This window comes from Streptomyces otsuchiensis (assembly GCF_004305975.1).
GTDB lineage: Bacteria > Actinomycetota > Actinomycetes > Streptomycetales > Streptomycetaceae > Streptomyces > Streptomyces otsuchiensis.
Map to the genome: position 1 here is coordinate 1 of NZ_BHZI01000110.1, position 18604 is coordinate 18604.

Annotated in this window: 15 protein-coding genes; 4 read left to right on the forward strand and 11 right to left on the reverse strand. The window is 72.0% G+C overall.

Features of this window, described 5'->3' with window-relative positions:
• Positions 1-1059, forward strand: a 1059-nt coding sequence (locus E0D90_RS12585) for a helix-turn-helix domain-containing protein (protein ID WP_130798053.1), incomplete at its 5' end; no start/stop codon positions are given.
• A 58-nt stretch (positions 1060-1117) separates the two neighbouring features.
• Here E0D90_RS12585 and E0D90_RS12590 read toward each other — a convergent pair.
• From E0D90_RS12590 to E0D90_RS12600, 3 genes are all read right to left on the reverse strand, one after another.
• Positions 1118-1654: a hypothetical protein gene (locus tag E0D90_RS12590; protein ID WP_130798055.1), complete on the reverse strand. Its 537-nt coding sequence runs from the start codon at positions 1652-1654 to the stop codon at positions 1118-1120.
• Between the two features lie 253 nt (positions 1655-1907).
• Positions 1908-3623: a proline--tRNA ligase gene (locus tag E0D90_RS12595; RefSeq protein ID WP_130798056.1), complete on the reverse strand. Its 1716-nt coding sequence runs from the start codon at positions 3621-3623 to the stop codon at positions 1908-1910.
• Between the two features lie 246 nt (positions 3624-3869).
• On the reverse strand, positions 3870-4829 hold the full coding sequence (locus E0D90_RS12600; protein WP_130798058.1) for a LysR family transcriptional regulator: 960 nt from the start codon (positions 4827-4829) through the stop codon (positions 3870-3872).
• Positions 4830-4927: 98 nt separating this feature from the next.
• Here E0D90_RS12600 and E0D90_RS12605 point away from each other — a divergent pair, with 98 nt between their 5' ends.
• Positions 4928-6316, forward strand: coding sequence for an aspartate aminotransferase family protein (locus tag E0D90_RS12605; protein WP_130798060.1), 1389 nt, complete (start codon positions 4928-4930; stop codon positions 6314-6316).
• A gap of 33 nt (positions 6317-6349) precedes the next feature.
• Here the strand turns inward: E0D90_RS12605 and E0D90_RS12610 are convergent, their stop codons facing one another.
• The 6 genes from E0D90_RS12610 to E0D90_RS12635 all read right to left on the reverse strand — a co-directional run bounded on the left by E0D90_RS12610 (position 6350) and on the right by E0D90_RS12635 (position 14347).
• On the reverse strand, positions 6350-6949 hold the full coding sequence (locus E0D90_RS12610) for a hypothetical protein (protein WP_130798062.1): 600 nt from the start codon (positions 6947-6949) through the stop codon (positions 6350-6352).
• 167 nt (positions 6950-7116) lie between these two features.
• On the reverse strand, positions 7117-8157 hold the full coding sequence (locus E0D90_RS12615; RefSeq protein ID WP_130798076.1) for a hypothetical protein: 1041 nt from the start codon (positions 8155-8157) through the stop codon (positions 7117-7119).
• A complete protein-coding gene (locus E0D90_RS12620; RefSeq protein ID WP_130798078.1) occupies positions 8157-8819 on the reverse strand; it encodes a hypothetical protein in 663 nt (220 codons plus the stop codon). Before E0D90_RS12620 ends, E0D90_RS12615 begins: the two co-directional genes overlap by 1 nt.
• A 212-nt stretch (positions 8820-9031) precedes the next feature.
• Entirely contained in the window at positions 9032-11677 is a 2646-nt protein-coding gene (gene alaS, locus E0D90_RS12625; RefSeq protein ID WP_130798080.1) for an alanine--tRNA ligase, read from the reverse strand.
• Between the two features lie 48 nt (positions 11678-11725).
• The gene (tsaD, locus tag E0D90_RS12630) at positions 11726-12805 is read right to left on the reverse strand and encodes a tRNA (adenosine(37)-N6)-threonylcarbamoyltransferase complex transferase subunit TsaD (RefSeq protein WP_130798084.1); all 1080 of its coding nucleotides are present in this window, start codon (positions 12803-12805) and stop codon (positions 11726-11728) included.
• A 105-nt stretch (positions 12806-12910) separates the two neighbouring features.
• Positions 12911-14347, reverse strand: a complete 1437-nt coding sequence (locus E0D90_RS12635) for a short-chain fatty acyl-CoA regulator family protein (RefSeq protein ID WP_103529215.1) — start codon at positions 14345-14347, stop codon at positions 12911-12913.
• A 356-nt stretch (positions 14348-14703) separates the two neighbouring features.
• Here E0D90_RS12635 and aceA point away from each other — a divergent pair, with 356 nt between their 5' ends.
• Positions 14704-15984, forward strand: a complete 1281-nt coding sequence (gene aceA / locus E0D90_RS12640) for an isocitrate lyase (RefSeq protein WP_103503777.1) — start codon at positions 14704-14706, stop codon at positions 15982-15984.
• Between the two features lie 142 nt (positions 15985-16126).
• Positions 16127-17731, forward strand: coding sequence for a malate synthase (locus tag E0D90_RS12645; protein WP_130798082.1), 1605 nt, complete (start codon positions 16127-16129; stop codon positions 17729-17731).
• A 219-nt stretch (positions 17732-17950) separates the two neighbouring features.
• Here the strand turns inward: E0D90_RS12645 and E0D90_RS28690 are convergent, their stop codons facing one another.
• Both E0D90_RS28690 and E0D90_RS27845 read right to left on the reverse strand, forming a co-directional pair.
• The gene (locus E0D90_RS28690) at positions 17951-18208 is read right to left on the reverse strand and encodes a YxzC family protein (RefSeq protein ID WP_498072961.1); all 258 of its coding nucleotides are present in this window, start codon (positions 18206-18208) and stop codon (positions 17951-17953) included.
• A 9-nt stretch (positions 18209-18217) separates the two neighbouring features.
• On the reverse strand, positions 18218-18604 hold a 387-nt coding region (locus E0D90_RS27845), incomplete at its 5' end, for a hypothetical protein (protein WP_227870179.1).

An 18604-nucleotide genomic window follows, 5' to 3' on the forward strand; every position in this document is an offset into this window, starting at 1 on the left:
GCCATGGCCGTCAACCGGGTGATCGACAACGCCTCCGTCGCCGAACCCCACGACGAGGTACGGGACTTCTTCTACGCCCACCACAACCACTTCCCCGAACTGGACGACGCCGCCGAGCGGCAGGCGCGGGAGACCGGGCCGAACCCCGGCCGCTCCCCCGACGCGCTCGCCGCCCAGCTGCTCGACCGCCACGGGGTCCGCGTCGTCACCGCCGCCCCGGCCAGGGGTGGCGCCCCGGCGGACGCCCGCCGCTACGACCCCGACAGCGGGCTGCTGTTCCTCTCCCCCTGGCTCACCGACGGCCAGCGCGCCTTCCAGCTCGCCACCCAACTGGGCCTGCTGGAACAGCAGGAGACGCTGCGCGCGCTCGCCGGCTCCCCCGCGCTCACCTCGCCGCAGTCCCGTTCGCTGGCCCGCATCGGCCTGGCGACCTACTACGCGGGGGCGCTGCTGATGCCCTACACCGCGTTCCACCGCGACGCGGAGGAACTGCGCTACGACATCGAGCTGTTGCAGACCCGCTACGGCGTCGGCTTCGAGACCGTCTGCCACCGGCTCTCCACCCTGCAACGGCCGGGGCTGCGCGGGGTGCCGTTCTCGTTCCTGCGGGTGGACCGGGCCGGGAACATCTCCAAACGGCAGTCGGCCAGCGACTTCCACTTCTCCCGGCTGGGCGGCACCTGCCCCCTGTGGACCGTCTACGAGGCGTTCTCCACCCCGGGGCGGGTCCTGCCGCAGGTCGCCGAAATGCCGGACGGCAAGCGGCACTTCTGGATCGCCCGCACCGTGACCCGCGGCGGCTGGGGTCACCACGCCACCCGTGCGACCTTCGCCGTGACCCTCGGCTGCGAACTGCGCCACGCGCACCGGCTGATCTACTCCGACGGCATCGCCCTCGACGATCCCCGCGCCGCCACCCCCATCGGCCTGGGCTGCCGGATCTGCGAACGCCGCGACTGCGCCCAGCGTGCCCGCCCACCGGCCGCGGGCGCCCTCGCCATCGACCCCGACCGCCGCACCTTCGTGCCCTACCCGGTGACCGAGGGCGGCGCGGGCTGAACCGGCCCGCCGCCGGGACGGCTCACCGGGCAGGCCCGGTCACTCCGGGTCGGGCAGGTCACTCCGGGTCGGGCAGGTCGAAGACGGCCGCCGCCTCGCCCCAGAGCTGGACCTCGACGGTGTCCAGCCCCTCGTCGCAGTCCACCGAGAGCGCCGAGCGTCCCCCGGCCAGGACCGCGACGAAACCGTCCTCGTCCGCGCACGCCATCGGCAGCCCGCGCGCCAGCACGGTGCCCAGCCGGGCGACGGCGGCGCCCGTGTACCAGTAGTGGCGGAAGAGCAGGGTGACGGGCTGGTCCGGGTCGTGCCCGTCCCCGAGCAGCGCGACGCCGCCCTCTCCTCCGGAGGCCAGCCAGACGGAGGCGCCCGGCGGGCCGAGCGCCGTCAGGCTGAACTCACCGGCCGGTCCGGCGCCGTTCCAGCCGGCCAGCACCTCGTCGGTCTCCGGCAGGCTCAGCCAGCGGACGTCCAGCACGTCGCCGGTGAGCTTGCGGTAGCGCGCGGCCAGCCGCCGCCGCAGCTCGTGGGAGCGGGCCTCGCGCAGCCGTGCCCGGCGGCCGGGGTCCGCCCAGCGGTTCGCGACTCCCTCGCTCATCGAGTGGCGCTCCTCTCCCGGGTGCGCCCGGACCGACCCGGCCCGGATTGGCCTGGACCTCTCGGGATGCGCCCGCCTGCGGCCGCTACCCGGGGCCGGTGCGCACAAACGGCACAACCCCGCGTTCGGGACGAGATCTCGGTCTCTTTGCGCCGAAGTCACGTGATCCCGGACAGACGGCGGGGGCCGCCCGCACCAGCCGTGACCGGAACGGACGGCCCCCGCGTCACGCGCGCGTGTGGCCGCTGCTCGCTCAGCCCGCCGTGCGGGCCTCCGTCACCAGTTCGGCGACCCGCGCGGCCGCCTCCTCGACCGGGACCTCGACGCTCTCGCCCGAGGCCCGGGTGGCCAGCTCGACCACGCCGTTGGCCAGGCCGCGCCGGCCGACGGTGATCCGGTACGGGATGCCGACCAGCTCGATGTCGGAGAACTTCACGCCGGGCCGCTCGTCGCGGTCGTCCAGCACCGTCTCCACACCCGCCGCGCCCAGCGCGTCGTACAGGGACTCGGCGACCTTGCCGATCTCCTCGTCCTTGCCGATCGGCACCACCGCCGCCTCGAACGGGGCGACGGAGACCGGCCAGACGATGCCCTTGTCGTCGTGGTGCGCCTCGACGACGGCGGCGACCGCGCGCTCCACGCCGATGCCGTAGCTGCCCATGATCGGGCGGACGCTCTTGCCGTCGGGGCCCAGCACCGTCAGATCCAGGGCGTCGGCGTACTTGTAGCCCAGCTTGAAGATGTGGCCGACCTCGACGGTCTGGATGACCTCCAGCGCCGTGCCGCAGCTCGGGCAGGGCTCGCCCGCGGTGACCTCGCGCAGGTCCGCCCAGCGGCCGACGGTGATGTCCCGCTCGACGTCCACTCCGCGCAGGTGCACGCCGTCGCGGTTGGCGCCGGTGGCCATGTCGGACCGGCCGCGGAGCGACTCGTCGGCGATCACCGGCAGGTCGGTGACCCCGACCGCGCCGAGGCTGCCCGGCGAGGCGCCGAGCGCCGCGCGGATCTCCTCGGCCTGCGCCGGGCGGGCCTCCGTGGCACCGGTGACATCGGTCAGCTTCTGCTCGACCAGGCTGTGGTCACCGCGCAGCAGGACGAGCGTCAGCTCGCCGTCCAGGACGTACACCAAGGTCTTGACCTGCCGGTCGCCCGGCAGCTCGTAGTCACGCGCCAGGTCCTCGATGGTCCGCACGTCCGGGGTGTCGAACGGCTCGGGGGCGTCCGAGGCGGCCGGCCCGTCGGTGACGGCGGGCAGCGCGGAGGTCGCCTTCTCGACGTTGGCGGCGTAGCCACAGCCCTGGCAGTGGGCCACCAGGTCCTCACCCGCGCCGGTGGGGGTCATGAACTCCACGGAGGCCGAACCGCCCATGGCGCCACTCGACGCCTCCACGCCGATGGCCGGGATACCGAGCCGGGCGAAGATCCGCTCGTAGGCGGCACGGTGCGCCTCGAACGAGCGGTCCAGACCCGCCTCGTCCAGGTCGAAGCTGTAGGAGTCCTTCATGGTGAACTCGCGGACCCGCAGCAGACCGCTCTTGGGGCGCGGCTCGTCCCGGAACTTGGTCTGGAACTGGTACCACATCTGCGGCAGCTGCTTGTAGGAGGACAGCCCCTGTGCGAAGGTCGTGAAGATCTCCTCGTGGGTCATGCCCAGCGCCAGATCGGCGCCCTTGCGGTCCTTGAGCCGGAACATCTCCGCGCCCATGGTCTCCCAGCGGCCGGAGCGCTGCCAGATCTCCGCCGGGTGCAGCGCGGGCAGCACCCACTCCTGGGAGCCGATGCGGTTCATCTCCTCCCGCACCACCCGCACCACGCGCTCCCGCACGCGCACCGCCAGCGGCAGCAGCGCGTAGTGCCCGGCCATCAGCTGGCGGACGAACCCGGCGCGGACCAGCAGCCGGTGGCTGACGGCCTCCGCGTCGGCGGGGTCGTCACGCAGGGTGGGCACGTACAACTGGGACCAGCGCATGGGAACTCTCTTCGTCGAAGCAGTGGCGTGCGCGGCGGGGAACGGCCCGGAAGGAGCTGGGCGGCGTTCCGACGGGCGCCGGGACCGCGGTCACCGCCGCGGACGGTTCCCGTCGCGCGGGCAGGGCCGGGGCGGGTCCGGGCGGTGGCGATCCGCACCGATCGTACCGAGCGCGAGAGCCGGGGCCCGCCGCGTCACCCCTTGCGGGGGCAGGCGGAGGCGCCGGGTGCCGCGGGCGGCCGGGTCTCACGCTTTGCCCGGGCCGGGCCCGGACTCCGTCGCCGGGTCGGTTCCCCCGGGCTCCCCGGCCCACGGCGGCAGCCCGGGACCGTGCCGCAGGGCGTCCAGCACCACCCGGACCGCGGCGCGCGGCGGCCCGCCGCGACGCACGGCGGCGGTGATCGTGCGGTTGACGGGCGTCGTCAGCTCCCGCGTCTCCACCCGGTAGCGGCGGTCCACCGCCAGGCCCGGCAGCAGCGCCACCGACAGCCCGGCCTCCACGTGCTGCAGCGCCAGCAGGTAGTTCGCGAACCGGCACACCACCCGCGGCTCGAACCTGGCCTGACGGCAGAGCCGCAGCGCGAGGTTGGCCATATAGGTGTTCGGCATGTCGAAGGACCAGGCGTGGTCGGCGTAGGCGGCGAGGTCGGCGGGCCCCCGGCCCGTCCCGCCGTGGCCGGGCGGGACCACCAGCAGCACCGGGTCGGTGGCCAGCGGCACCAGGTCGAGATCCGGGCCCAGCGGCTGCTCGTCGAAGTCCGTCGTCGTGATGACGATGTCCGCGTCCCCGACGCGCAGCGCGGGCACGCTCTCGTGCGGCTCCAGCTGCACCACCTCGATGTCGAGCCTCGGATGGACGCCCGCCAGGTGGGCCACCGCCGGGACCGCCATGGTGTGGACGGCGCTCTGGAACGCGCCCAGCCGCACCAGCCCCGCCGGCTCCTCCCCGAAACCGTTGAGCTCCGCCTCGACGCTCGCCATGTGGTCCAGGAGCGCCCGCGCCCGCCGGGCGAGGATCACCCCCGCCGGGGTGAGCCGCACCCGCCGCCCGGTCCGCTCCAGCAGCCGGGTCCGGGTCTCGCTCTCCAGGGCGGACAGCTGCTGCGAGACGCTCGACGGGCTCAGATTGGCGGCCTGCGCGACCGCCCGGACCGTGCCGAGGGTCTCCAGCTGGGTCAGCAGACGGAGCCGCCAGGGATTCATCATCGCGCCATTGTGCGCGCCGCACTGTTCGGAACGGCCGAACAGCGTGGCGGGAAATGTGAGATGGACGTGCACGTCACACGCTCCTACCGTCGATGAGCATGACGACCACGGAGCCCGCCCCCACGGAGTCCACGACCGCCGACCCCGCCGCCGGTACCGGCGCCGGTACCGGCGCCGATCCGGCCACAGCTCCAGCAGCCGCCTTCTGGAGCGACGCCGACCGGCATCTGGTGCGCTACGGGAGCCCTTTCACCCGCGAGATCATCGAACGAGCCGAGGGCAGTTTCGTGTTCGCCGCCGACGGCCGGCGCATCCTCGACTTCACCTCCGGCCAGATGAGCGCGATCCTCGGCCACTCCCACCCGCGGATCGTCGAGACCGTGCAGCGGCAGGTCGCGACCCTCGACCACCTGTACAGCGGGATGCTGAGCCGCCCGGTGGTGGACCTCGCCCGGCGGCTCACCGAGAGCCTGCCCGCGCCGCTGGAGAAGGCGCTGCTGCTCACCACGGGCGCCGAGTCCAACGAGGCGGCCGTCCGGATGGCCAAGCTCGTCACCGGCCGGCACGAGATCGTCTCCTTCGCCCGGTCCTGGCACGGCATGACGCAGGCCGCCGCCTCCGCCACCTACAGCGCCGGACGCCGGGGGTACGGACCGGGCGCGCCGGGGAACTTCGCGATCCCGGTACCGAACGCGTACCGGCCCGACCTCACCCACGCCGACGGCTCACTCGACTGGCGTCGCCAACTCGACCTCGCATTCGACCTCATCGACGCCCAGTCGACCGGCAGCCTCGCGGCGTGCCTGGTCGAACCGATCCTCAGCTCCGGCGGCATCATCGAGCTGCCGCCCGGCTACCTCGCCGCGCTGCGGGACAAGTGCCGCGAGCGCGGGATGCTGCTGATCCTGGACGAGGCGCAGACCGGCCTGTGCCGCACCGGCACCTGGTACGCGTTCGAGCGGGACGGGGTCGTCCCCGACATCCTGACGCTGTCCAAGACACTGGGCGCCGGGCTCCCGCTGGCGGCGGTCGTCACCAGCACGGAGATCGAACAGCTGGCCTTCGAGCGGCAGTTCCTCTTCTTCACCACCCATGTCTCCGACCCGCTGGTGGCGGCGGTCGGCAACACCGTCCTCGACGTGCTCGCCGAGGAACGACTGGACGAACGCGCCCGCTCACTCGGGGAGTTCCTGCGGCGGGGCCTGTCAGAACTGGCCGACCGTCACGCGGTCATCGGCGACGTGCGCGGACGCGGGCTGCTGGTGGGACTCGAACTCGTCGCCGACCGCGAGACCAAGCAGGGTTCCGACCAGCTCGGCGCCCAGGTCACCGCCCGCTGCCTCGAACGCGGCCTGCACATGAACATCGTCCAACTGCCCGGCATGGGAGGCGTCCTGCGGATCGCACCACCGCTCACCGCCACCGAGGAGGAACTGTCCCTCGGCCTGGAGATCCTGGACGAGGCACTGGCCGGAGCCACGTCGTGACGGCGGCGCTCCTCTGACCGCGACGGGCCGGGGTCAGGAGCAGTAACCCGAGGACGCCGCCACCGAGGCGCCGTCGAAGCGGTCCACCTGCCACACACCGTCGTCGTTGAGCTTCATCGTCGCGGTGTACTGGCGTGGCTCGGCGTCGAACGGGCGCTCCTCCCCGGTCCCGAGGTCGACCGCGTGGGCTTTCGCGTAGTCGACGCAGTGATGCACGAAAGCCTTCTCGTCGTCGCTGAAGAACACCACCGCATAGCGCTTGTAATGGCGGATGGTACCGCCGTACCGGTAGCCCTCCTCCTGCCGGAACTCCACGTGCGAAGTCGCCCACTCATAGCCGTCGGCCGTGGTGTGGAACTCCAGCGCGGGGCCCGGCTCACCGGCGACGACCGCCTCGTCCAGGGCGAGCAGGAAGCGCTCGTGGTCCGCCAGGAGCGCGGCCGGCGGTGCCGAGTCATCGTCCTCCAGCTCCTCGAAGACGGTCTCCAGGTCGGCCGGAACCTCGATCGCCGGAACCTCGATCTCCGGGCGGTCGCCAGCATCACCGGGCGACTCACCACCCGGCGAACACGACGACAGCAACAGGGCCACAGCCGCCGTGGCGACAGCGGTCAGGACAAGGTGACGCTTCATACGAGTATTCCCCCCACAGGAACGACCACAGGTCTCACCGCACGCTACGCATCCAGACCACGCGGCCGACGACGACCGCGTACCGGACACGTCACGATCCACGACGTGTTCGACACGGAGGCGCGGTTCGTGAACCACTGCTCGCGGCACACCGGCTGGCCCCGGCCTCAGCGGACGACGGTCTGGACCTCCTGGACCCGGACCTCCTGCGTGGACGCGAACTCCCCGGCGGGCAGCTCACCGCCGCTGCCGTCCGAACCCGACCAGCTGACCTCCCACGTCACCGTCGCGCCCAAGGCGTAGGAACCACCGTCATGGGTGGCCCGCCCGTAGGTCACCCCGCACGGCGGTGTCAGGCCCGCCTTCGAGGAGTCCCACCGCTCACCGATCGCCCCCGACGACGACACCGCGCAGCCGCCGGAACCGGCGTGGACCGTCGCGTCGTCCGTCCCCGGATCGATCGTGAGCGACACCGGCGTCGCCGTCACCGTGGACGACAACGCCGCGTACCCGTCCAGCCGCGCCGTCACCGACACCGGCACCAACTCCGCCTCCGGCACCCACACCCACGTCGACAGATTGACCTTCTGCGCCGCCGCCTCCGGACTCAACCCGAACTCCAACTCCGGGATGTCCACATGCGCGTACGCCAGCTCCGCCAGCGTCAAAGCGTCCGGCACACCCGGCCCGGGATCGGGCGCCTCGCCGTGATCCACCCAGAAGATCGACCGCTCACACGCCTGACGATCCTCCGAGTCGGCGTCCGGATTGGTGTGCACCGTCCACCAGGAACCCTCGTCCTCACGCTCGATGTTGTGATCGTTGTACTCGCTGTCGACGCCGTACCGCGCCTTGTGATCCTCCACGATGGCCGATGCGTCGCCCCTGTCGTGCGTCCGGTGCGCTTCGGGCTCCGCGTAGCTCTCCCACCACGCCTTGAACTCGGAAGCCAGCCAGCGGGGCGCGTAGTAGCAGGCCGGTGGCTTCCACGGTGTACTGGAAGCCGGACTAAGGCTGTTGCTCCCATCGCTCGCCGGCGGATCGATGATGACGCCGGTGAAGGAACCTCCCGCGTAGATGCCGGTCTTCGTGGTGCCCCCGGTGGCCTTCTCTTTCCGATCGATCGGCGCCAGCGGCTGGGCGGCAGCACTCCCGATCGCCAGCACATACACCACCGCTGCCGCCAGCAGCGCGGAACCTCTCCTCATCAGCATTCGCCATCGGCGACGGAAACCGACTCCGAAACGGTCTGCCAGACCCCGTCGTCGTTCCGCTCAAGTCGCGAAGTCCCGTACCCCTGACGGTCGTCCAACGCGTGCTTCTCGTCCGAGGAGGTATCGACCATGAACGAATCGCGGTAGTCGATGCAGTAGGAGGTGGTGGCAACTCCGTCCTCCCGCAGGGTGACAGACCTGTCGTAATAGCGAACGCCACCGGAGATGGTGTAACCGTCGGCATGGAAGCTCGTCACGTAGTCCACAGCGGTGAGGTAGGCCTCACCGTCCGCGTAGAACTGCAACGCCGGTCGGTCGAGTTCACCGCTGGTGATGGCTTCGTCGACAGCATTGACGAAACGCTCCTGGTCAGCGAGAACAGCGCGCTCGTCGGGAACTGTCGTGTCGACCGGCTCGAACACGTTCTCCAGGTCCTCCGGCAGCTCGATCTCCGGGCGGTCGATGCCGTCGTCCGGCTCGTCGTCACCCGACTGCTCGTCGTCGTCCGCCGGTTCGTCCTCGTCGGCGTCGGCGGGTTCGCTGGTGTCCACGCCCGCGATGTCGTCGTCCGGCTCGGCATCGCCGCTGGAACAACCGGTGAGCAACAGTCCCACCGTCGCGACCGCGACGACGGGCACCAGAACGTGACGCTTCATGCTGAGGACTCCCCCACTGGAACAACGGGCAACTTGGGCAACGTCACGGCACGTTACCCATTCGCCACGGGACCGAGCCAGGGGGATTCCCTATCGGCCGCATCACAGGCCGCCTCCCGGCCCGGCGGCCGGACAGCACGAACGGGCCCGGCGCACGGTGGTGTTCCGCGTGCCTGGGCCCGTCGTGATCGGCGATGAGTGAACGGCGGCCGTCAGGCCAGCAGCGCCGGCAGGCCGTCGAGGGTCTTGCCGAGGTCGGCGGCGGGGATGCCGCCGCCCTGGGCCACGTCGGCGCTGCCGCCGCCCCGCCCGGACAGCAGGCCCTTCACCACGTCGGCGGCCGAGCGGCCGGCGTCCTTGGCGGCGCGGTTGACGGCCACCACGACGACGCCCTTGCCGCCGGACTCGGCGCCGACGACGGCGACGCCCGGGGTGCGCTCGGGCAGCCGGTCGCGGATGGCGAGGGCCAGTTCGCGGGCGGTGCCACCGTCACCGGGCATGGTGGTCGTGACGGCCAGCGTGCCGCCGATGTCCTTGGCTCCGGTGGCCAGTTCGGCGGCCCGGCCCATGGACTCCTTGCGGCGCAGCTCGGCGGTGGCGCGGTCGGCGGCCTTGAGCCGCTCCAGCAGTCCGGCGACCCGCTCGGGCAGCTGCTCGCGCGGGGCCTGGAGCTGCTCGGACAGCTGCGCGACCAGGTCGCGTTCACGGGCGAGGTAGGCGAACCCCTCGACGCCGACGGCGGCTTCGACGCGGCGCATGCCGGCGCCGACCGAGGCCTCACCGGTCAGGGCGACGACACCGACCTGGGAGGAGTGCTGGACGTGGGTGCCACCGCACAGCTCGCGCGACCAGGCGCCGCCGATCTCCACCACGCGCACGTCCTCGGCGTAGGTCTCGCCGAACAGGGCGAGCGCGCCGATCTCCTTGGCCTCGGCCAGCGGCATCCACCGCACGCCGACCGGGAGGTCCTGGCGCAGCGCGCGGTTGGCGGCCTCCTCGACCTCGGAGCGGACCGCCGGGGAGAGCGCCCCGCGCCAGGGGAAGTCCAGGCGCAGGTAGCCGGGGCGGTTGTAGGAGCCGGCCTGGAGGGCAGCCGGGCCGAGGATCTGCCGCAGGGCGGCGTGCAGCACGTGGGTGCCGGAGTGGGCCTGGCGGGCGCCGGTGCGCCATTCGGCGTCGACGGCGGCACGGACCTGGTCGCCGGTGGCCAGCTCCCCGGCGGTGACGCGCACCTGGTGGACGACGAGGCCGGGCAACGCGCGCTGGACGTCGAGGACTTCGGCCTCGGCGGAGGTTCCGGTCAGCCGTCCGGCGTCGCTGTCCTGGCCGCCGGACTCGGCGTAGAACGGGGTGCGGTCCAGGACGACGGTGACGATGTCGCCGGTGGTGGCGACGGGCAGCGGGCCTTCGGGGCCGAGGAGCGCCAGGACCTTCGACTCGGTCTCCAGGGTGTCCCAGGCCTGCCAGTCGGTGGGGCCGTTGGCGTCGAGGACGGTGCGCAGCGCGGCGGTGTCGGCGGCGCCGGACTTGCGGGCGCGGGCGTCGGCGCGGGCGCGTTCGCGCTGTTCGGTCATGAGGGCGGTGAAGCCCTCGCGGTCGACCTCGACGCCCTGTTCGGCGGCCATCTCCAGGGTGAGGTCGATGGGGAAGCCGTAGGTGTCGTGGAGCAGGAAGGCCTGGGCGCCGGCGAGGGTGCGGCCTCCGTCGGCCTTGGTCTTGTCGACGGCGGTGTCCAGGACGGTGGTGCCCTGCCGCAGTGTCTTGCGGAAGGCGTCCTCCTCGCCGTAGGCCTGCTGGGAGATCCGCTCGAACTCCTCGACCAGCTCGGGGTAGCTGGGCGACATGCAGTCGCGGGCGACGGGCAGCAGTTCGGGCAGCGCCGGGTCCTGGTAGCCGAGGAGGCGGGTGGCGCGGACCGCGCGGCGCAGGATGCGGCGCAGGACGTAGCCGCGGCCCTCGTTGCCGGGGGAGGTGCCGTCGGCGAGCAGCATCAGGCCGGTGCGGACGTGGTCGGCGATGACGCGGAGCCGGACGTCGGCCTCGTGGTCGGCGCCGTAGCGGACGCCGGTGAGCTGCGCGGCGTGGTCGAGGATGGGGCGGGTCTCGTCGATCTCGTAGAGGTTGTCGACGCCCTGGAGGAGGCTGGCCATGCGCTCCAGGCCCATGCCGGTGTCGATGTTGCGGCGGGGCAGCTCACCGAGGATGGGGTAGCCGGACTTGCCGGGGCCGGGGCCTCGCTCGTACTGCATGAAGACGAGGTTCCAGAACTCCATGTACCGGTCCTCGTCGACCTCCGGGCCGCCGGCCGGACCGTAGTTCGGGCCGCGGTCGTAGTACAGCTCGGAGCAGGGGCCGCAGGGGCCGGGGACGCCCATGGACCAGTAGTTGTCCTCGTCGCCGCGGGCGACGATGCGGTCCTCGGGGAGGCCGGAGATGCGGCGCCACAGCTCGCGGGACTCGTCGTCGCTGTGGTGGACGGTGGCCCAGATGCGGTCGGGGTCCAGGCCGTAGCCGCCGTCGTCCTGGGAGTTGGTGGACAGCTCCCAGGCGTAGCGGATGGCGTCTTCCTTGAAGTAGTCGCCGAAGGAGAAGTTGCCGTTCATCTGGAAGAACGACCCGTGCCGGGTGGTCTTGCCGACCTCTTCGATGTCCAGGGTCCGCACGCACTTCTGGACACTGGTGGCGCGCTGCCACGGCGCCTGGGACTCGCCCGTGAAGTAGGGCTTGAAGGGGACCATGCCCGCGTTGATGAACAGCAGGGTGGGGTCGGGCGTGGGCAGCGGCGCGCTCGCGACGCGGTGGTGGCCGCGATCGGCGAAGTAGTCCAGGAAACGGCGGCGGATCTCAGCGGTACGCAAGGGATGCTCCGAGGCGGTCTGCGGGTCGGGGGACGAGGTGGAGGCGGGTCAGGCCGCCGCGGATGCGGCCGCGCGTGCCGCGGGGGTGAGCGCCGCGTAGGTCAGGGGCGCGGAGGGGTCGATGGAGAGGTCGAGCGGTGCCGGGTCGGCGCCGGCGCGCACCAGCAGATCGCCGACGGCGGCGATCATGGCGCCGTTGTCGGTGCACAGGCTGAGCGGGGGGACGCGCAGTTCCAGCCCGGCGGAGCGGCAGCGCTGCTCGGCCAGCTCACGCACCCGGGAGTTGGCGGCGACTCCGCCGACGACCACGAGGGTGGAGACGCCGTGCTCCCGGCAGGCCGCGACGGCCTTGCGGGTGAGGACGTCGGCGACGGCCTCCTGGAGTGAGGCGGCCCCGTCGGCGACGGGGAGCTCGGTGCCGTCGGCGCGGTGCTGCTCGGCCCAGCGGGCGGCGGCCGTCTTGAGCCCGGAGAAGGAGAAGGCGAAGCGGTGGCGGTCGTCGCGGGTGCCGGTCAGCGGGCGCGGGAAGGCCACGGCCTTGCGGTCGCCGTCACGGGCGGCGCGGTCGATGGCCGGGCCGCCGGGGTAGGGCAGGCCGAAGACGCGGGCGACCTTGTCGAAGCACTCGCCGGCGGCGTCGTCGAGGGTGTCCCCGAGGTGGACGATCGGGTCGCGCACCAGGTCGCGGACGAGCAGCAGCGAGGTGTGGCCGCCGGAGACGATCAGCACCATGCACGGGTCGGGCAGCGGGCCGTGCTCCAGGGTGTCGGCGGCGACGTGCCCGGCGAGGTGGTGGACGCCGTAGAGCGGGACGTCCAGCGCGTAGGCCAGACCCTTGGCGCCGGCCAGGCCGACCTGGAGGGCACCGGAGAGCCCGGGACCGGTGGTCACGGCGACCGCGCCGATGTCCGACATCGACAGCCCCGCCTGGTCCAGCGCCTGCCGCACGACCGGGTTGAAGGCGTGCACGTGGGCGCGGGCGGCGATCTCGGGGACGACACCGCCGAACCGGGCGTGCTCGGCCATGCTGGAGGCGACGGCGTGCCCGAGCAGCTTCCCGTCCCGGACCAGCCCGGCGCCCGTCTCGTCGCAGGACGACTCGATCCCCAGCACCACGCGACCTTGCATGTCCATTCCTCCGTGCTTGCGTAAGGCATTCAGAGTAGAGCGCCGGGCACATCGATTGCACACCGATAGCCGGACCGGACCGGCGGCCCCGAGGGCCGGCGTGGGTCAGTCCCCGTGCGGGCGGCGGCCGGGGGTCGTGGGTTCGACGGGGAAGGGGACGAACGTGGTGCTGTTCTCGTCGACGGTCAGGGCGCGGCCGAAGGGAGGGGTGGCGCGCTGCGGGCAGTCGAGACGTTCGCAGATGCGGCAGCCCATGCCGATGGGGGTGGCGGCGGCCTCGTTGGTGAGGTCGAGGCCGTCGGAGTAGACGACGCGGTGCGCGTGCCGGATCTCGCAGCCGAGGCCGATGGCGAAGGTCTTGCGGGGCTCGCCCCAGCCGCCGCGGTGGCGGGTCACGGTGCGGGCGGTCCACAGGTGGCGCTGGCCGTCGGGCATGGCGGCGATCTGCACCTGGATGCGGCCCGGGGAGGCGAACGCCTCGTAGACGTTCCACAGCGGGCAGCTGCCGCCGGCCCGGGAGAAGTGGAAGCCGGTGGCGGACTGGCGTTTCGACATGTTGCCCGCGCGGTCGACGCGGACGAAGGAGAAGGGGACGCCGCGCAGCCGGGGGCGCTGGAGGGTGGACAGGCGGTGGCAGACGGCCTCGTAGCCCAGGCCGAACCGGTCGGTGAGCCGTTCGACGTCGTAGCGGACCTCCTCGGCGAAGGCGTGGAAGGTCCGGTAGGGCAGCACGAGGGCGGCGGCGAAGTAGTTGGCGACGCCCACCCGGGCCAGGGACCAGGTGGGCGAGGGCCCCTCGTACTCCTCGGAGGCGTGGCGGCTCAGCTCGTCGTCGTACTCCAGGAAGGCCAGCTGGGTCGCCATCCGGAACGCCTGCTGGCCGGGGCGCAGCCGTGGTGAGAGGTGCAGGACGCGGGTGTCTGGGTCGTAGCGGTGCAGCAGTTCGGCGGCGTCGGCGGCGATGTGCACTCCGTGCCGTTCTGTCAGGCGGGTGGCGAGGGCTTTACGGATTTCACCTGCGCGGATGCCGATCTCAGCGGACAGCTCCTCGGCGGCGAGATCGACGTCGTGGAGGTAGTTGCGGCGACGGTAGAAGAACTCGCGGATCTCCTCGTGCGGCGTCCGTTCCAGTCCCGCGGGAACGCCGCCGGCGCCGCGCCCCTCGGAGAGTTCGGCGAGCTGCTCGGTGAGCCGTTCGTTGCGGCGGCCGAGTTCCAGGAGGACCCCGGCCACGGCGGGCAGGCGGGAGGCCAGCTCGCCCAGGTCGGCGGCGGAGACCTCGGCGGCGGCCACCCGGTCGGCCAGCGCCTCCCGGAGGTCGGCCAGCAGGCGGCTGGTGTCGCGCTCGGAGAAGAAGCCGGGGTCGACGCCGAAAGCCTCGGTGAGCCGCAGCAGCACCGGGACGGTCAGGGGCCGGGAGTCGTGCTCCATCTGGTTGAGGTAGCTGGGCGAGATGGCGAGCGTGCGGGCCAGTTCGACCTGGCTCATCCGGCGCTCCTCGCGCAGCCGGCGCAGCCGGGCGCCCGCGTAGATCCGGCTCATGGCGGCTCCCTCCGCTTGCCGTCAGGCTAGTGGAGCCGGGGGCGGCGCGGGGTTGGCAATGTTGGCAAACGGCAGCCGGAAGATTGGCATGAATTGGCATGCCGCACCCCTTGATGGCACGCAGTGCCACTGTCACAGTTGAGATCGAAGCGCCACACATGAGCGCGACAGCGGGCGTCACACACCGCCCGCGCACCGCGCCCGCACCGCCGCGCACCGCACGAGAGCCGCCACCAGCGCGCACCGTCCGGCACCACGCACACCCGGTACCACTCACGACCGGCACCACCACCCTCACCACCATCGCGCGCCGCCCTCACCGCGGCGACGCGGTGAACCCGACCCCGGGAGACGTCATGGGACAGGCAGAGACGGCAGCCCAGCAGCTGGCCCAGCAGTGGGAGACCGACCCCCGCTGGTCCGGCATCGAGCGCAGTTACGGCGCCGAGGAGGTCGTGCGGCTCTCCGGCTCCGTCCGCGAGGAGCACACCCTCGCCAGGCGCGGCGCCGAACGACTGTGGCGGCAGCTCCACGAACGCGACTACGTCCACGCCCTCGGCGCCCTGACCGGCGGGCAGGCCGTCCAGCAGGTCAAGGCAGGGCTGCAGGCCATCTACCTCTCCGGCTGGCAGGTCGCCGCCGACGCCAACCAGGCCGGGCAGACCTACCCCGACCAGAGCCTCTACCCGGTCAACTCCGTTCCGCAGGTGGTGCGTCGGATCAACAACGCGCTGCTGCGCGCCGACCAGATCGCCGTCGCCGAAGGCGGCAAGGACACCACCGACTGGCTGGCGCCCATCGTCGCCGACGCCGAGGCCGGGTTCGGCGGCCCGCTCAACGCCTTCGAGCTGACCAAGGCGCTGATCGCCGCCGGTGCGGCCGGCATCCACTTCGAGGACCAGCTCGCCTCGGAGAAGAAGTGCGGCCATCTCGGCGGCAAGGTGCTGGTGCCCACCGCGCAGCACATCCGCACCCTCAACTCCGCCCGGCTCGCGGCCGACATCGCCGGCGTGCCCACGGTCGTCATCGCCCGCACCGACGCCCTGGCGGCGAACCTGCTCACCACCGACGTCGACGAGCGCGACGCCCGCTTCACCACCGGCGAGCGCACCGCGGAGGGCTTCTACCGCGTCGAGCCGGGCATGGGCCCGGTCATCTCCCGGGGACTGGCCTACGCCCCGCACGCCGACCTCATCTGGGTCGAGACCGGCACCCCGGACCTGGCACAGGCCAGGGAGTTCGCCGAGGCGATACACGCCGAGTACCCGGACCAGATGCTCGCCTACAACTGTTCGCCCTCGTTCAACTGGAAGGCCGCGCTGGACGACGACCAGATCGCCAAGTTCCAGCGCGAACTGGGCGCCATGGGCTACCGGTTCCAGTTCATTACCCTCGCCGGGTTCCACTCCCTCAACCACGGCATGTTCGACCTGGCACGCGGCTACGCCGACCACGGCATGACCGCCTATGTCGACCTCCAGGAGCGGGAGTTCGCCGCCCAGAAGCACGGATTCACCGCCGTGAAGCACCAGCGCGAGGTCGGCACCGGCTACTTCGACCTCGTCTCCACCGCGCTCAACCCGGCCGCCGAGACGCTGGCACTGCGCGGCTCCACCGAAGAGGAGCAGTTCCACTGAGCCCCCGGTGACCCGGGACCCGACCGCCGGCCGGTCCGTGAAGGCAGAGCACGGACCGGCCGGCCCCCGGCCCGGCCTCGCACGTTCCCGCACCACCCCGTCCGTCCCGCAACCGGCACCGCGGCACCTCCGGGAGACCACCATGACGACCACGGCCCTCGCACCCACCGCACAGCCCGGCACCGGCGCACGTTCCGCCGCGTCCCGCGTTCCCGTCGTCCAGGTAATCGGCGGCGCCGGTGAACGCCACGACGAGATCCTCACTCCGGCGGCCCTGGAGTTCCTCGCCCGCCTCGACGACGCCTTCGCTGGCCGGCGCACCGCCATGCTGGCCGAACGGCGGCACCGTGCGGGGCTGCTGGCCACCGGCGGCTCCCTGGACTTCGTGCCGGCCACCACCTCCGTGCGGCAGGACCCGAGCTGGCGCGTGGCCCCACCCGCGCCCGGGCTCGAACGCCGCCGGACGGAGATCGTCGCCCCGCCTGGACGGCGGGCCGCCGCGGCCGCGCTGGCCTCCGGAGCCGACGTCTGGATCGCGGACTTCGAGGACGGCACCGCCCCCACCTGGGCCAACCTGGTCGGCGGCCAGCTCACCCTGCTCGACGCCGCGCGCGCCGGACTGCGACAGTGCGGGTCGGCACCGTCCCCGACCGTCGTGGTCCGGCCGCGTGGCTGGCACCTCAACGAGCGGCATCTGCTGGTCGACGGACGGCCGATCGCCGCGCCGCTGGTCGACTTCGGCCTCTACCTCTTCCACTGCGCACGGCTGCGAATCGCCGGCGGCCACGGCCCCTACTTCTCACTGCCGAAGCTGGAGAACCACCTCGAAGCCCGCCTGTGGAACGACGTGTTCCTCCACGCACAGGAACTGCTCGGACTGGAACGCGGCACGATCCGTGCGGCCGTCCTCGTCGAGACGGTCACCGCAGCGTTCGAGATGGACGAGATCCTCCACGAACTGCGGGAGCACGCGGCCGGACTCACCGCAGGCCGCTGGGACTACCTGTTCAGCATGGCGAGGACCCTCGCGCACCGCAGCGACATGGTGCTGCCGGAACGCGAACGGCTCACCATGACCGCGCCGTTCCTGCGGGCGTTCACCGAACTCCTCGTGCGCACCTGCCACCGGCGCGGCGCCCACGCCCTCGGCGGCATGTCCGCGCACGTCCCCGACCACGACCCATCGGTCAACGCCGCCGCCCTGGCGAAAGTGCGGCTGGACAAGGAACGGGAAGCCGAGGACGGCTTCGACGGCTCCTGGGTCGCCCACCCGTCACTCGTCCCCCTCTGCCGCACCGCGTTCGACGGTGTGCTCGCCGGACGCCCGCACCAGCACGAACGCACCCGCGACGACGTGGAGGTCACCGCCGCCGAGCTGCTGTCCGTACACCGGAGTTCAGGCCCGCCCAGCACGGAGGGGGTGCGCACCACGGTGGCCCTCGCGCTGCGGTACTTCGACGCCTGGCTGCGCGGCCAGGGCACCGTGGTCATCGGCGGCCTGGCCGAGGACGCCGCCGGCGCCGAGATCGCCCGCTGCCAGATCTGGCAGTGGCTGCGCCACGGCGCGGTGTCCCGGGAGCGGGCGCTACGGCTCGTCGACCAGGAGAGCGCCGCCCTGCTCGCCGAGAACCCGGAGGCATCGGCCGCCCAGGCCCGGGACCTGCTGCTGCGCACCGCGTTCACCGGCGACCTGCCGGCCTTCTTCACCACCCGCGCCCAACCGCGCGACCAAGTCCACCGTGGCTGACGGCGCGCGCCTCGGCGCGCCGCAGCACCGGAGCCCCCGGACACCCACCGGCCGACCCACGCCCCGGCCCCGGGCGCCGGGGGCTCCGCGTCGACCACCATCCTCCGCTGGCTGCCAAGAAGAACACCGCAGCCGCGAAGGCTCTCGCCCGCCTCTGTTCCCTGGCCTGGAGTCATCACGAGTGAGGGCCCCCAGACAGCACACCGCAAGTGCCCGGGCTCACGAGGAGTCATCCCTGGTGAATTCAGCCAACCAGGCTGAGATGTCCTCTACTCCATGGAGATATTCTCCCGGCCCCTCAAGTAGATCGACGCCGGCCAATTCATCGAGCGCCGCCCAGATCTTATCATTCACCAAGTCAGGGTGATCACTCTCCATAACCCCAGCCGCCCAATCGGCAACATCACCTCGGTCAATTTCTCCACCCACGAGAAGAATCAAGTTCCGCTCAATAGAGTTACGAAGATTGCCAGTCAAACCTACCCCCTAGAAAGTTCCGGTCAAGCTTCCCTGCGTATCGAACTGGTAATGAACCTTCCGACCACCCGTCACATTGACATCTGGTCGAACGATTCTGACATTTCCTGCACCGTCGAGCGTCTCATGCCAGATACGGGTAGCGTCACTAGCGGGATCCCACTCGCGCACCAGGCGCCGACCGATCATCTCCCCGGGATTGCGAGCAGCAGAAACTTCACCGTAGAAACGGTACCGCCCATTCTCGAGCTGCCGAATTCCACCCCGGCCATATTTCTGCGCCTGCGAGTAATATCGCGTGTTCTTTGCGGCCAGCGCCGCATTCGCTGCCACCGCATGTGCCGCAAGCCCCAGTGGATCCAGCCAGGTGTGGGGGTTGTGGGGGTAGGCGTGTTG